Origin of the sequence: Caldimonas sp., from assembly GCF_046291045.1 — a bacterium.
Taxonomy (GTDB): Bacteria; Pseudomonadota; Gammaproteobacteria; order Burkholderiales; family Burkholderiaceae_C; genus Caldimonas.
On sequence record NZ_JBKBSL010000012.1, the window covers coordinates 39474 to 53776 of the forward strand.

Below are 14303 nucleotides of genomic sequence, written 5' to 3' on the forward strand. Positions count from 1 at the left end.
TTCGGGTGCGTCTGATGCGCGTTGCCATCATCTCGGTGTTCACCGACTACCATCGCAAGGGTCGCCACCATCGCGGCGGCCTGCAACCGCAGATCGGGCCCTTGATCGCCGGCTTGCTGCCCGACTGGTGCGAGGTCGAGATCGTCAACGACACCTGGGACGATCCGGACTGGACCAAGGCCTATGACCTCGTCTTCCTGTCGTGTGTGCATGCCGACTGGGACCGGGCCCGCCAGATCAGCCACTACTATCGGCGCCGAGGCGCGCGCACCGTGCTCGGGGGCAGCATGGCGGGCACTTACCCGCACCTGTGTGCGCCGTACTTCGACGCGGTGGTGATCGGCGACCCTGAAGACACCGTGGGGCGCGTGGTCGAGGATGCCCGCGCCAACCGTCTGCAGCCGGTCTACCGCTCGGCCGGCTATTTTGCCGATCGGGTGCCCGTGCCGCGCATCGCTCCGGTGGCGCGCAAGCAGGTGTTCCCGCTATCGGTGGAGGCCACCCGCGGCTGCCCCTATGCCTGCGACTTTTGCGCCCTCACGGCGGTGGGCACCCGTCATGCGCTGCGTCCAGTGCACACCGTGGTGCGCGACATCCTGGCCGGCCAGGCGGCGCTGCGCGAGGCCGGTGTGGCCGGCTGGAAGCGCCGGCTCATCGTGTTCTACGACAACAACCTGGCGGGCAACCTGCGGTGGTTCCGCGAGCTGTGCCTCGCGCTCAAGCCCTTGGACGTGCTGTGGGGGGCCTGTCTGACCTTCAACGTCATCGCCAACCGCGACCTGCTCAAGCTGATGTACGACTGCGGCTGCCGGGCCGTGTTCGTCGGACTGGAGACTTTCAACCCGGACACGCTGGCCGACATCACCAAGCCGCAGAACAACATCGGCAAGATGGCCCAGGCCATCGCCCAGAGCCGGGATGAAGGCATTCTGGTCATCGCCGGCCTCATCGTCAGCCCCGTGCACGACGACGAGGCCTATATCCGCTCGCTGCCCGATCACCTCGACGCCTGCGGCCTGCATGTGCCGAGCTTCGTGTCCTTCGAGACGCCCATTCCCGGCACGCCCTTTTTCGACCGCATGGCCGCCAGCCCGCAGCCTCTGTTCCTGCCCAACGCCAACCTCTACGACTTCAGCGCCTACACGCTGGTGCTGCAGCCGCACAAGGCGCCGTTGGCTTCCTTCCTCGCGGCCTACCACGAGACCATGCGGCGCATTTATGCGCCGCGCAGACGTCTGGCCAAGCTGGCCGACGACCTGCCGCGCCTGCTGCGGCGGGGCTCGTGGACGGCCGCCGCCCTCGACCTGGGCGACATGTGGGTCACCGACTTCGACCCCGTGCCGGGGCGCACCTTCATGGCCGGCACCGACACCCTGCCGCCGGAGACCGTGCCGTTCGCGCGCGACGATTTCGATTCCGAAGCTCAGCGACTGGACATCTGTAGTCCCACGCTCGTGACCGATGAGGAAGGGCGTGTGCTGCCCGGTTGGCGCCGGCACGAGAAGGTGTTCAACCTGGATGCCCTGCGCAAGAGTGCCGTGACGGCCTGACATGAACTCCACCTCGACCTTGTCCATGTCTCCTACTACTGACCGCCCCCAGGGAGTGCACGACCCCGAGTTGCCGGATCACGTCCGCAACCTCTACACCTACACATCCTCGAGCCTGGCTGGCAACCTGATCGGCGCCATCGTGATCGTGCTGCTGTACGCGGGCTTCGCCGCACCGGCCGCGCTCATCCTGTGGTGCCTGGGGTTTGCTGCGGTGTGGATCTACCGGGCCTGGATCGCGGCACGATTCAGGGCGCTGCAGTTGCGGCCCGATACCGACTTTCCCCGCTGGCGGCGCCTGTGGCTGACCGGCGTGCTGGCTTCGGGGGCGTTGTGGGGGGCAGCGGCCTGGCTGTTCTACGGCGCGGGCGGCAGCATCCAGCAGATCGGTCTGATCATCACGGTCTACAGCTATTGCGTGGCCTCGGTGCCGGTGTTGGCGGACCAGCAGCGGGCCTTTCTGACCTTTCTCGGCCTGTGCTTCCTGCCAACGATCGCACGCATCGCTGCCGAGCACACGCTGTACAGCTACGAGCTCGCAGGCGTGCTGCTACTGGCCATGGGCATGACGGCTTTGCTCGGGCGCAACTACCGCCAGGCCATGGACCGCGTCATCGATCTCAAATTGCAGACCGAGCACCTGCTGGAGCAGTTGCGCAAGGAAAAGGCCGCCGCCGAAGCGGCTCGCCAGGAGGCCGAAGTGGCCAACCGGGCCAAGACGCAGTTCTTCGCGGCTGCCAGCCATGACCTGCGCCAGCCGCTGCATGCGCTGGGGCTGTTCGCCGAGGCCTTGCGCAACAAGAGCCGCGACGAGGAGGTGATCCAGCTCGTCAACAGCATCAACAGCTCGGTCGATGCGCTCGAAGGCTTGTTCTCCGAACTGCTGGACATCACCAAGATCGACACCGGGGCGGTGGAGGTGTCGCCCCAGCACTTCCGGCTGAACGATCTCTTTGCCCGCCTGCGCCTGCATTACGAGCCGACAGCCTTCGAGAAGGGCCTGGCCCTGCGGTTTCGCGGCGGGCATCGCGTGGCCCATGCCGACCCGGTGCTGGTGGAGCGCATCCTGCGCAACCTGCTGTCCAACGCCATCCGCTACACCGAGGATGGTGGCGTGCTGGTGGCCTGTCGGCAGCGTGGCGAGCGGCTGTTGCTGCAGGTTTGGGACAGCGGCGTGGGCATTCCCCCGTCCGAACAATCGCGCGTCTTCGAGGAGTTCTACCAGGTTCCCGGTGACCGGCCACCGACCGCCCACGACCGCAAGGGCCTGGGTCTCGGGCTGGCGATCGTCAAGCGCTTGGCTCAGCTGATGAATGCTCCCTTGCATCTGCGTTCGCAGCCCGGGCAGGGCACGGTCTTCACGCTGGAGCTGCCGCTGGGCAAGGCGCAGCAGCGCACGCTCGAGTCGCCACCGACGCGAGCCTCTCTGGGCCTGACGCTCGAGCGCAAGCTCATCGCGGTGGTCGAGGACGAGCCAGCGGTGCGCGATGGTCTGGAGGTTCTGCTCAAAGGATGGGGCGCCACGGTGGCAGTGTTCGACACGGTGGCCGCCTGTCGAGAATGGGCTGAGCATGCACGATCGCAAGGCCAAAAGCCCGACCTGGCCATCGTGGACTACCGCATCGACCACCAGCACACCGGCATCGATGCGATCCAAGCTCTGCGTGAACATTTCGGGGCCGAGCTACCGGCCATCGTCGTGACGGGCAGCACAGCCGCCAGCCTCGAGGAAGAGGCCCACCGGCATGACTTCCATTTGCTGATCAAGCCGGTGGTGCCGAACAAGCTGCGCGCGATGATTGCCTTCAAGCTCGGTGTGCGCGCCCGTTGAGAAGCCTCGGTCATGGCGTCCCCGGTGACCTTGGAGTTCGAGCTCGACGATGACGAGGATCCGTCATCGTCGCGGACTGCACGCCCGACGGCACGCCGGCGCCCGCTCATCGAAAGGGTGGAGGGGCGTCTGACGGCACGCGAGCTGCTCGAGCGCTTCCGTGCCGTGCGTGACGATTGGTATTCGCCGCAGCTGGCTCCCTTCGTCGAAGGGATCGAGCGTCAGTTGGAGGAAGAGCTGCGCTTGAGCCAGGCCTGTGAGGGCCTGCCTGGCTGCGACCATCCCGACCTGTGCCGGCCTGCCGCTGCCCCCCCACCCCGGGCCGAACCGACCACGCGCCGCCTGCACCTGTGGCACCCGGAGATCTGGTGGATGTCACCGCTGGTGCGCCGTCGAGACACGCCGCTGAACATGCGCTTGCCACTGGCCGACAACGCCCAGGCCCTGGTGCAAGAGCTGACCGAGCACCTGCCTGCGGCCTGGCGCCGGGACCGCGTCGTCGTGCAGCTCGAGGTGGAGACGCACATCTACTGGGGCGGCTGCGGCCTGCGCGACCCCGATGGCGACGGGCCGCAGGTCTGGTCGCCCTGCAGCTTCCGAGGCGACGGGGTCGGGGCTTCCGAGGATCTTCTGCAGCTCAGGCGCGGCGAGGTGACTTGGCTCGTGCCCACCGAGGGGGCAGCTGCTCCGCTCATCCGCCGTACCTTGCGGCCGGGGGTGGGCCTGCTCGTGGCGGTGCCGATCGTCAGCTTCGAGCGGCAGGAGGGAGCGGCCGGCTGGCTCCGGCGCCAAGCCCAGCGCATGCTGCGCTGGCTGGGCTGGAAGCAGCCCCTGGTCGATCGCGATCCCACCTTCGGGCGGCGCCTGCGTGCCGACGAGGCCTACTGGGCCCAGGCGCTGGGGATGCCGGCTCCAACCGATGCCGATCTGGCGCAGGCCGTGAAGACGGGCGCTCGGCTGGCACCGGCCTCCCGGCCCGCCGCGATGCATCGGCCGCCGGCCGATGGGGGTGAGGGCCTGTCGCACGTGGTGCTGCTGCACGGAGGGCTGACGTCCGCGCGCAGCAGCTGGTCGGCCTGGCTGGCCGACGCCGCCGCGGCGGCGGCACGCCCCGGCCCCTGGCAGGGCCTGCCGCTGCTCGATGGGCAACGCGTCTGGCGTTTCGAGCACGACACCTTCTTGCGTGTGGACCGCAACATCAATCAGCTCATCGACTCGCTGGAGCGGCAGGTGATCGGTCGCGGCGAGCGTGGTACGCTGGTCCTGCTGGCGCATTCGCGCGGCGGCAACGTGGCCCGATTCGCCTTGCCGCGTCTGCGCCGGCGCTGGCCGCACTGGACCTTCCTGGCGCTGACGGCCGGCAGTCCGCACCTGGGCACCCGGGTGTTCCGCCAGATCGGTCGGCGCTGGGCCGGCATGAGTGTGCTGGTGGGCGTGTTCCGCGATGTGGCCTCCGGGCTGCTCGACAAGCAGCAGATGACCGATTTGCTCATTCTGGAGCGCGCCCTGGCCTACGACATCCCGCCGGGCTTTCGCGACGTCGAGCCCGAAGGCGTGGAGCGCATGGCCAAGGGGCAACCCCTGCCCGAAGGACTGGCGGCATGGGGGTCGGAATGGGCGCCGCCGCGCGGACGCCCGGTCGAGGACCGGGTGTGGCATCGCGTGATCGAGGACTTCGCCGGCTTGGAGGCCGACGGCGACGGTATCGTCCCGCTGCACTCGGCCAAGCCTCAGGGCCTGGCCCAGGCCTTCGATGCCTCGCCGGTGTTTCACACCGGCTACTTCGCGCACGCGCCGACGGTGGCGCAGATCCGTGCGACGTTGGAGCGGGCGCTGTCGAGCCCGCCGGCGAATCCGGCCTGAGGTGGGGCAGGGCTTCAGATCTCCAGGTTGTCGATCAGGCGGGTCTTGCCCAGCCGCGCGGCGGCCAGCACCACCAGCGGTTCGCCAGCGTCCAGTTGTCCGGCCGTGGGCGGCAGCAGATCGGCGCGCCGGCGCACGCTCACGTAGTCGGGCTGCCAGCCCCGGGCGCGCAGATGGGCCATCGCGGCGGCTTCGATCGCGGCCAGGTCGCGTTCGCCGCGGCGCAGCTTCAACTGCACGTCCTTGAGCGTCATCGACAATTGCACGGCTTCGGCGCGCTCGGCTTCGCTGAGGTAGCCGTTGCGCGAGGACAAGGCCAAGCCATCGTCGGCGCGAGCGGTCTCGCCGGCCACGATCTCGATGGGCAGGGCCAGTTGCTGCACCATGCGACGCACCACCAGAAGCTGCTGGTAGTCCTTCTTGCCGAAGACGGCCACGCGCGGCTGCACGCAGTGGAAGAGCTTGAGCACCACGGTGCACACGCCGGTGAAGAACCCGGGGCGGAATTCCCCTTCGAGCAGGCCGGCCAGCGCCGCCGGCGGCTGCACGGTGTAGACCTGGGGCTCGGGGTAGAGCTCGGCCTCGTTCGGGGCGAAGACCAGGTTGCAGCCCACGCTGCGCAGCAACTCGCAGTCGCGTTCCAGTGTGCGCGGATAGGTGTCGAAATCTTCGTGCGGGGCGAACTGCAGCCGGTTGACGAAGATGCTGGCCACCACCGGGCCGCCATGGTCCTTGGCCAGGCGCACGAGCGACAGATGCCCCTCGTGCAGATTGCCCATCGTGGGCACGAAGGCGGTGCGGGTGCTGCCGGCCAAGGCTTGCCGCAGTTCGGCGATGGTGTGGACGATGCGCATGGCATGGGGCCCGTCGGTGGGGCTCAGTAGCTGTGGTGTTCAGGGTGGGGGAAGCGGCCGGCCTTGACTTCCGACACGTACAGGCGCACGGCGGCCTCGACATCGTGGGTTTCGGCCATGAAGTTGCGCACGAAGCGCGGCAGCTTGCCGCGCGTGATGCCCAGCATGTCGTGCAGCACCAGCACCTGCCCGGCGCAGGCCGTGCCGGCGCCGATGCCGATGGTCAGCAGTTGCGGGTTCTCGGCGCTCACACGAGCGGCCAGGGCTGCAGGCACCAGTTCGAGCACGAGCATCGCAGCGCCGGCGTCGGCCAGTTCGCGGGCGTGGGCCAGCAGCGTGGCGGCGGCTGCGTCGCTGCGGCCCTGCACACGGTAGCCGCCCAGCGCGAACACGCTCTGGGGCGTGAGGCCGAGGTGGGCGCACACCGGGATGCCGCGCTCGGTGAGAAAGCGCACGGTCTCGGCCGTCCAGCCGCCGCCTTCGAGCTTGACCATCTGGGCGCCGGCCTGCATGAGCACCACGCTGGAGGCCAGGGCCTGCTCGCGGCCGGCCTGGTAGCTGCCGAAGGGCAGGTCGGCGATCAGCCAGGCCGTGCGGTTGCCGCGGGCCACGCAACGGGTGTGGTAGGCCACGTCGTCCAGCGTGACCGGCACGGTGCTGGCCTGGCCCTGCAGCACCATGCCCAGCGAGTCGCCCACCAGCAGGCAGTCCACGCCGGCCTCGTCGAGCACACGCGCGAAGCTGGCGTCATAGCAGGTGAGCATGGCGATCTTCTCGCCCGAGGCCTGCATCTCGCGCAGGCGCACCAGGCTCAGCGGCTTGCGCGCGCTGGCGGAAGACTCGTCGGCAGGGGACGCATGGCTGCTCATCGCGGGCACCGGCTCCGTGAGAAAGTGCGCGGATTCTAGCGAGGCGTGTGCGATCTTCGCTGCAGCGCACCAAACGCCGTCGCTATGGCTTCATGCGGGCTGATAGGCGAGCCGGACGTAGATCGGCGCGAAGGCCTCGGCCTGGGTGATTTCGAGCAGGCGTTCGCGGGCCAGTTCCAGCATCGCGATGAAGGTGACCACCACCACCTGGGGGCCGCGCGAAGGGTCGAAGAGTTCGTGGAACTCCATGAAGCGGCGTCCCTGCAGGGTGCGCAGCACGAGGCTCATGTGCTCGCGCACCGAGAGCTGCTCGCGGGTGATCCGGTGGTGCTGCACCAGCTTGGCGCGCTTGAGGATCTCGGCCCAGGCCTCGCGCAGGTCGTTGACGCTGACATCGGGGAAGCGCGGCTTGAGCGACTGCTCGATGTAGACCTGGGCGCGCAGGAAGTCGCGGCCCAGCACGGGCAACTGGTCGAGCTTGGCGGCGGCGAGCTTGATCTGCTCGTATTCGAGCAGGCGGCGCACCAGTTCGGCGCGCGGGTCCTCGGGTTCCTGGCCTTCCTCGGTCTTCTTGGGCGGCAGCAGCATGCGCGACTTGATCTCGATCAGCATCGCGGCCATCAGCAGGTATTCGGAGGCCAGCTCGAGGTTGCGGCTGCGGATCTGGTCGACGTAGCTCAGGTACTGGCGCGTGACATCGGCCAGCGGGATGTCGAGGATGTTGAAGTTCTGCTTGCGGATGAGGTAGAGCAGCAGGTCCAGCGGGCCTTCGAAGGCCTCGAGGAAGACCTCCAGCGCATCGGGCGGGATGTAGAGGTCCTGGGGCAGCTCGAAGAGCGGGGCGCCGTAGAGCTTGGCCACCGCGGCCACGCTATCGACGACCTCGGGCAGGCCGTCCTCGCCCGACGCCAGCGCCGGATCGTCGGGGGCGGCCTCGGGGGCCAGGACGGCGTCGCTCACGTGGGCTCCGGTGTGCTCACAACAGGCAGTGGGGGCTCACTGCCCCAAGCCCTTGGTCTGGTAGACGTAAGGGGGTTGGGGCACCCGGGCGCGTTCGAACTCGCTTTGGGCTTGCCGGTCGATCTGGCGATCCCACAGCAGCGCGCGGCCGCGGCGCTGCTCCTCTTCGAGGGTGGGCTTCCTGGCCTTGAGTTCCTCGATGAACTGCGTGACGTCGGACTTGTAAGGCTTCCAAAAGAGCGGCATGGTCGAGGGGCGGCGCAAGGCCGCTAAAGTAAAGCTTTCGATTTTACCGGGGCGGCTGCATGGGCGGATGGTGGGTCGGTGTGGGCAGGGCGCTGGGCTTGCGGGCCGGCGGCGACGAGCGTGTCACCCGGTAACGGCAGCGCGATGCAGGAGTTCGAAATCAAGTACCAGGTTCCGCCTGCGCGGCGCGCGGCTCTGGAGGCGGCCTTGCAGGCAGGAGCGCGCACGCGGCGCGTGCGCCTGCAGGCCGCCTACTTCGACACCCCGGGGCGCGCGCTCGCACGGGCGGGCCTGGCCCTGCGGCTGCGCAAGGAAGGCCGGCGCTGGGTGCAGACGCTCAAGGCGGCGGGAGACGATGCGCTGACGCGCTTCGAGCACAGCGTGAGGCTGGAGGCGGCACCCGCCGTGGTCGATCCGGCCCTCCATGGGGGCACGCCGCAGGGCGATCGCCTGCTGGCCCTGGTGCGCAGCGCCGGCCCCCTGGTCGAGGCCTACCGTACCGAGGTGTGGCGCCGCCTGCGGCGCGTGAAACATCGTCTGGGCCAGGTGGAACTGGCACTCGATGTGGGGGAGATCCGCAGCGGCGAGCGCCGCCTGCCGCTGTGCGAGTTCGAGGTCGAGTTGGTGGATGGCCAGCCCGAGGCCGTGTTGGAGGTGGCTGGGCGCTGGATGGCGCGTTTCGGCCTGTGGCTGGACATCCGTTCCAAGGCCGAGCGGGGGGATCGCCTGGCACAAGGCCTGGTTGGCGTGCCGGCCACGAAGGCGGCAGCCTTGGCCTTGCCGCGCGAGGCGACGGTCGCTCAGGCTTGGCAGGCGGCGCTCGAGGCGACGCTGGCGCATCTGCTGCCCAACGTCTGCGAGTTGGCGCAGGACGCGCCGGACGAAGCCGGCCACCGTGTCGAGCAGGTGCACCAGGCCCGTGTGGCCCTGCGGCGCCTGCGTACGGCGATGCGCTTCTTCCGGGGCTGGCCGGGGGTGCCTGACACCCGGGACGTCCAGGAGGCCCTGCGCGCCGTGTTCACCCGGCTGGGGCAGGCCCGCGACCGTGATGTGGTGGTGGCCCTGCTCGAGCCGGTGCTGACCCCGGCGGGCCTGCCGCTGCCCGATGCGTGGGCCCCGGCGCAGGCCGGCTCCGACGGCGTGGCCGAGGTGTTGCGGTCCACCGAGGCCCAGCGCCTGTGGCTGCAGTTGCTGCGTTGGCGCCTGGCCGGACTGCCGCCGGCGGCGGCCGAGCCGTTCGAGCCGCGGGCCACGAAGCGCTTGCGGTCCTGGCATCGGGCGGTGGCGGCCCACGCAAGCGACTTCCTGGCCTTGGACGACACCGCGCGGCATGGGCTGCGCAAGCGCATCAAGCGCTTGCGTTATGCGGTGGACTTTGCCGGCAGCCTCTACGAACCGAGGGCGGTCAAAGGGTATCTGCGCGCTCTGGCGGCGGCCCAGGAATGCTTCGGCCAGTTCAATGACCTGGCCGTGGCCCAGGCGGCTGTGGTCGAGGTCCGGGCGCCCTGGGCCTGGTACGCGCGCGGCTGGCTGGAGGCGCGCCGCGAGGCCTTGCTGCCGGTCTGCCAGGCCAGCCTGCAGACGCTGTCCGAGGCGCCGCGCTTCTGGAAGGCCCGCTACGGCAAGGGTCGTCGATGACGTACGGCCGCTGGCGGCCTGTTAGGCTCGCGGTGTCCGCGTCCGTCCCCGACCTCCCATGCCCGTCGATCCCGAGTCCACCGCCGCGGTGAACGAACCGGCCCCTGCCGGCGGCCGCATCCTGCCGGCCGGCACCCGCTGGGGCGAGTTCGAGATCGAACGGGTGCTGAGCGACTCCGGCTCGGGCCTGGTCTACCTGGCCACCGACCATGCCCTGGAGGTGCCGGTGGCGATCAAGGAGTATTTCCCCCTGCACCTGGCCTGGCGCGATGCCTTGGGCCAGGTGCACCCGCTGCCCGGGCGCGACCCCCAGGCCTGGGAGGCTGGGCTGCGTGCCTTCATCGGTGAGGCGCGGTTGCTGGCGCGCTGCGAGCACCCCGCGCTGGTGCGGGTGCTGCGCTTGGTGCACACCGAGGGCACGGCCCGCTGTGTCATGCCCTATGTGCCTGGCAAGCGCCTGTCCGAGACCCGCGAGTCGCCGCAGTGGATGCCCTCGCAAGCGCAGGTGCTGCGGGTGCTCGATGCGCTGCTGGGAGCACTGGAGGACTTTCATGCCACGGGCGGCGTGCATGCTGGCGTGCGGCCGTCCAACATCTTGCTGCGCCCCGACGGCCGGCCGGTGCTGCTGGGGCCGGGCCATGCGAGCCGGGCCACGGCCAGCGACTTGGTCGAATCGCTGATGGCGCGGCTCGAGCCTTCTTTCGACCCTCCGGAATTGAGCGTCTCGATCGGGGGGCACACGCCGGGCCCCTGGAGCGATCTGTACGCGTTGGCGGCGGTGCTGCGGTGGTGGATGACGGGCGTGGTGCCGCCCCCCGCGGCCCAGGTGGCTGCGGGTCGGCGGCTCGAGTCCATGGACGAACTGCTGCGCAGGCTGCATGGGGCCTGGCCGCAACGGCCCTATGCCGCGGGGTTGCTGGAGGCGCTGGATGCCGCCTTGCTCCCGGTTCCGCGTGAGCGGCCGCGCAGCGTGGCGGAGTTCCGAGCGCGACTGGACGGTCTGGAGGCGCGATGGCACACGACCTCGCCTGCCGTGCCGGACCCTGGTCGCGTGGCCAACATGGCTGGACCACCGCCGGCCCTGCAGCCGATGGCTGCGGCCGTCGCCGCGTCTTCATCCCTGCGCTCGCGCCCCATGCCCTTGGATCCGTCCGGCGTGCCTACCCCTCCGATGGCCCCGCCGGAAGGCCCGACAGGCTTGCCCGACGGCGCCTTGGCCCGCTTTCGGGCGGCGAGGTCCGCCACACCACAGGCGCCCTGGCCGCAGCGCTGGCGCCAGGGTCTGGTGGGCGCGGCGCTGGCCGCCTTGTTCGTCGGAGTGTGGTTCCTGGAGCCTCCCCCGCCCTCGGATCCTTTCCCGGGATCGGCGGCGCGGTCGGTCGTCTCGCCGCCCAGCGTGGACGAGGCGGCGTCACTCCCCGCCGCCGAGCCTGAGGCCTCGGCGGCGGCGCCCGCTGCGCGCGCGAGCGCGGCGGCGTCCCGCTAGCGAGGCTCAGGCCGCCACGGACGGCTCCACGAAGGTGGGCGCCCGCGGCGTGTGCCCGTCGAGTTCGCCGAACAGCTCGATCGCCAGCTCGCGCAGCCAGCGGTTGCCCGGGTCGTTGTGGAAGCGGTGGCTCCAGTGCAGCGCCACAGTGAAGGCGGGCAGGTCCATCTCGGGTTCCACCACGCCCAGCGTGCCGCCACGGGCGAAGGTGAGGGCGGTGCGGCGCGGCACGATGACCGCCAGGTCGGTCTCGCGCACGATGGACGGGATCACCATGAAGTGCGGGATGCTCAGGCGGATGCGATCCTGCAGGGCCAGCGTGTGCAGCACGCGCGAGGTCTCGGTGTGTTGGCGCACCACGATGTAGTCCAGCCGCGCCAGCCATTCGCGCGTGGGCGCCTCGCGCAGTAGGGGGTGGTCGGCGCGGGTGAGCACCACGTACTTCTCGTGCAGCAGCTCACAGCGTTCGGTGGCATCCACCCCGGGCAGATAGCCGAAGGCCAGGTCGATCTTGCCAGTGTCCAGCGCATCCTGGATCTGACCGTACTCGAGCTGATGGGTCTCGATGCGCACCTGCGGCGCGGCGCGGCGCACGGCGTGCATCAACGCGGGCAGGAAAACGCCTTCGCCGATGTCGCTCATGTGGATGCGGAAGGTCTTGCGGGCCCGGGTTGGATCGAAGCTGCCGGTGGCGTGCAGGGCCTCCTCGATCAGGTGCAGGGCATGGCGCACGGCATCGGCCAGGGCATCGGCCTTGGCCGTGGGGGCCACGCCGCCCGACACCCGCACGAAGAGCGCATCGCCCAGCAACAAGCGCAACCGGGTGACGCCATGGCTGACGGCCGGCTGCGACAGGCCCAGCACCTCGGCCGCACGGCTCACGCTGCGCTGCTGGTATACCGCATCGAAGATGCGCAGCAGGTTGAGGTCGTGCAAGTTCATGCCCAGGGCTGCGGCGCGCAGCGCGCTTACTGCAACGAGGCGCCGCTGGCTTTGACGACCTTCTCGTACTTCGCGAGCTCGGCCTTGACGAAGGCTCCGAACTGCGCGGGCGTGGTGGGCGAGGGCTCGGCCATCAACTGGGCGAAGCGGGCCTTCACGTCGGGATCCTGCAAGGCCTTGACGAAGACGTCGTTGAGCCGCTGCACCACGTCGGCTGGCGTGCCGCCGGGGGCGAACAGCCCGAACCAGGTGTCGATTGCAAAGCCGGGCAGGCCCGATTCGGCGATGGTGGGCAGCTCGGGCATCATGCTAGAGCGCTGCGCCGTGGTCACCGCCAAGGCCTTGAGGCGGCCGGCGCGGATGTTGGCCGAGGCGGCGGCGAGGTTGTCGAAGTTCAGGTCCACCTGGCCGGCCAGCAGGCCGAGCTGGGCCGGGGCGGCGCCTGCATAGGGGATGTGCACCATGCTCACCCGGGCCTGGGCTTTGAACATTTCGCCAGCCAGATGCCCGGCGCTGCCGTTGCCGCCCGAGCCGTAGTTCAGCCGCCCAGGGTTGGCCCGCGCGTAAGCGATCAGGTCCGCCACCGAGTTGATCTTCAGACGCTGGGTGGTCTCGACGTTCATCACCAGCACGTTGGGCACGCGGGCCACCAGCGTGATGGGTGCGAAGTCGCGGATCGGGTCGTAGGGGATGCGGGCGTAGAGCCAGGGGTTGATGGCATGCGTGGCCACCGCACCCATCACGAGGGTGTGGCCGTCCGGCGCGGCCTTGGCGACATGGTCGGCGCCCAGGTTGCCGCCGGCACCGGCGCGGTTCTCGACGATCACGGCGCCCAGGCTGTCCTTGGCCTTGTCGGCCAGCGCTCGGGCGATGGTGTCCAGCGGCCCGCCGGCCGGATAGGGCACCACCAGTCGCACGGTGCGGGCTTGCGCCCGGGCGAGGCCGGGCAGGGCGAGCGTGGTGGCCAGGGCGGCGTGCGCGAACAGCCAATGGCGGCGTTTCATCGGTGTCTCCTCGGGGCTAGGGTTCTCAGTGCTTGTCGGCTTCGGAGGTGAAGGCGTCGGCGTAGAACTCATCGTCGGGCAGACCGCAGTGCGCGACGAAGTCGCGCCGGGCCGACTCGACCATGATGGGGGCGCCGCAAGCATAGACCTGGTGGCCCGACAGGTCCGGCAGGTCGGCCATCACGGCCTGGTGCACGAGGCCGGTGCGGCCGCACCAGCCGTCCTCGGCCTTGGGCTCGGACAGCACGGGCACGTAGCGCAGCCAGGGCAGGCGGGCGGCGGCGGCCTGCGCCCAATCGTCCAAATAGAGGTCGGCGCGGCTGCGACAGCCCCAGTACAGCACGGTGGGCCGTGTCAGGGCCTTGAACTCCATGTGCTCGACGATGGCCTTGATCGGTGCAAAGCCGGTGCCCGAGGCCAGCAGCACGATGGGCTTGTCGCTGTCCTCGCGCAGGAAGAAGCTGCCGAAGGGCCCTTCCAAGCGCAGGATCTCCTTTTCCTTCATCGCGCCGAAAACGTGGTCCGTGAACTTGCCCCCGGGCATGTGGCGGATGTGCAGCTCGATGCCGGGCTGCGCTTCTTGCGTGTGCGGCGCATTGGCCATCGAATAGCTGCGGCGCGCGCCGTCGCGCAGGATGAACTCCACGTACTGACCCGCGTGGTACTGCAGACGGTCGTTGGCCGGAAGCTGCAGCTTGAGCACCGCCACGTCGGGGGCGGGCTTGTCGATGCGGCTGACGCGGCAGGGCATCTTCTTGATCGGGAACTGGCCGGCACCGACCACCTCGCGCGACTCGATCACCAGGTCGGTCTGCGGCGTGGCGCAGCAGGTGAGGATGTAGCCGGCCTCCTCCTCGGCCGGGCTCAGGGCCTTGAGCTGGTGGGCGCCGTGGATCACGCGCCCGTCCTTCAGGCGGCTCTTGCACGAGCCGCAGGCGCCGTCCTTGCAGCCATAGGGCAGGCCCACGCCCTGGCGGATGGCGGCGGGCAGCACGGCCTCGTCGCGCTCGACGGTGAAGGTGTGGCCGCTGGGCTGCACGGTCACGGTGAAGGTCATGGC

At 69.8% G+C, this 14303-nt stretch carries 12 protein-coding genes; 5 read left to right on the top strand and 7 right to left on the bottom strand.

Annotated elements, in window-relative coordinates; translation table 11 throughout:
• Positions 1-14: 14 nt before the first annotated feature.
• Genes ACK4ZD_RS06320 through ACK4ZD_RS06330 form a run of 3 tightly spaced genes read left to right on the top strand, consistent with a single transcriptional unit; the run spans position 15 to position 5244 of the window.
• A complete protein-coding gene (locus tag ACK4ZD_RS06320) occupies positions 15-1550 on the top strand; it encodes a B12-binding domain-containing radical SAM protein (protein WP_409659748.1) in 1536 nt (511 codons plus the stop codon).
• Positions 1551-1575: 25 nt separating this feature from the next.
• Positions 1576-3381, top strand: a complete 1806-nt coding sequence (locus ACK4ZD_RS06325) for an ATP-binding protein (RefSeq protein ID WP_409659749.1) — start codon at positions 1576-1578, stop codon at positions 3379-3381.
• 12 nt (positions 3382-3393) lie between these two features.
• Positions 3394-5244 carry a hypothetical protein gene (locus ACK4ZD_RS06330; protein ID WP_409659751.1) on the top strand — a complete coding sequence of 617 codons (1851 nt, stop codon included), beginning with the start codon at positions 3394-3396 and terminating at the stop codon, positions 5242-5244.
• A 14-nt stretch (positions 5245-5258) separates the two neighbouring features.
• On the opposite strand, the gene panC is transcribed toward ACK4ZD_RS06330, so the two are convergent.
• The 4 genes from panC to ACK4ZD_RS06350 all read right to left on the bottom strand — a co-directional run bounded on the left by panC (position 5259) and on the right by ACK4ZD_RS06350 (position 8173).
• On the bottom strand, positions 5259-6098 hold the full coding sequence (panC, locus tag ACK4ZD_RS06335; RefSeq protein ID WP_409659753.1) for a pantoate--beta-alanine ligase: 840 nt from the start codon (positions 6096-6098) through the stop codon (positions 5259-5261).
• Between the two features lie 23 nt (positions 6099-6121).
• Entirely contained in the window at positions 6122-6967 is an 846-nt protein-coding gene (gene panB / locus ACK4ZD_RS06340; protein ID WP_409659755.1) for a 3-methyl-2-oxobutanoate hydroxymethyltransferase, read from the bottom strand.
• 90 nt (positions 6968-7057) lie between these two features.
• Positions 7058-7927, bottom strand: coding sequence for a segregation and condensation protein A (locus tag ACK4ZD_RS06345; RefSeq protein ID WP_409659757.1), 870 nt, complete (start codon positions 7925-7927; stop codon positions 7058-7060).
• A 36-nt stretch (positions 7928-7963) separates the two neighbouring features.
• On the bottom strand, positions 7964-8173 hold the full coding sequence (locus ACK4ZD_RS06350; protein WP_409659759.1) for a DUF3460 family protein: 210 nt from the start codon (positions 8171-8173) through the stop codon (positions 7964-7966).
• 144 nt (positions 8174-8317) lie between these two features.
• Here ACK4ZD_RS06350 and ACK4ZD_RS06355 point away from each other — a divergent pair, with 144 nt between their 5' ends.
• Positions 8318-9811: a CHAD domain-containing protein gene (locus tag ACK4ZD_RS06355; protein WP_409659760.1), complete on the top strand. Its 1494-nt coding sequence runs from the start codon at positions 8318-8320 to the stop codon at positions 9809-9811.
• Between the two features lie 58 nt (positions 9812-9869).
• Entirely contained in the window at positions 9870-11297 is a 1428-nt protein-coding gene (locus tag ACK4ZD_RS06360; protein ID WP_409659762.1) for a serine/threonine protein kinase, read from the top strand.
• 6 nt (positions 11298-11303) lie between these two features.
• Here the strand turns inward: ACK4ZD_RS06360 and ACK4ZD_RS06365 are convergent, their stop codons facing one another.
• Genes ACK4ZD_RS06365 through ACK4ZD_RS06375 form a run of 3 tightly spaced genes read right to left on the bottom strand, consistent with a single transcriptional unit; the run spans position 11304 to position 14300 of the window.
• Positions 11304-12239, bottom strand: a complete 936-nt coding sequence (locus tag ACK4ZD_RS06365; RefSeq protein WP_409659763.1) for a LysR family transcriptional regulator — start codon at positions 12237-12239, stop codon at positions 11304-11306.
• Positions 12240-12265: 26 nt separating this feature from the next.
• Positions 12266-13243: a Bug family tripartite tricarboxylate transporter substrate binding protein gene (locus tag ACK4ZD_RS06370; protein WP_409659765.1), complete on the bottom strand. Its 978-nt coding sequence runs from the start codon at positions 13241-13243 to the stop codon at positions 12266-12268.
• Positions 13244-13268: 25 nt separating this feature from the next.
• On the bottom strand, positions 13269-14300 hold the full coding sequence (locus ACK4ZD_RS06375; RefSeq protein WP_409659767.1) for a CDP-6-deoxy-delta-3,4-glucoseen reductase: 1032 nt from the start codon (positions 14298-14300) through the stop codon (positions 13269-13271).
• Positions 14301-14303: the final 3 nt, after the last annotated feature.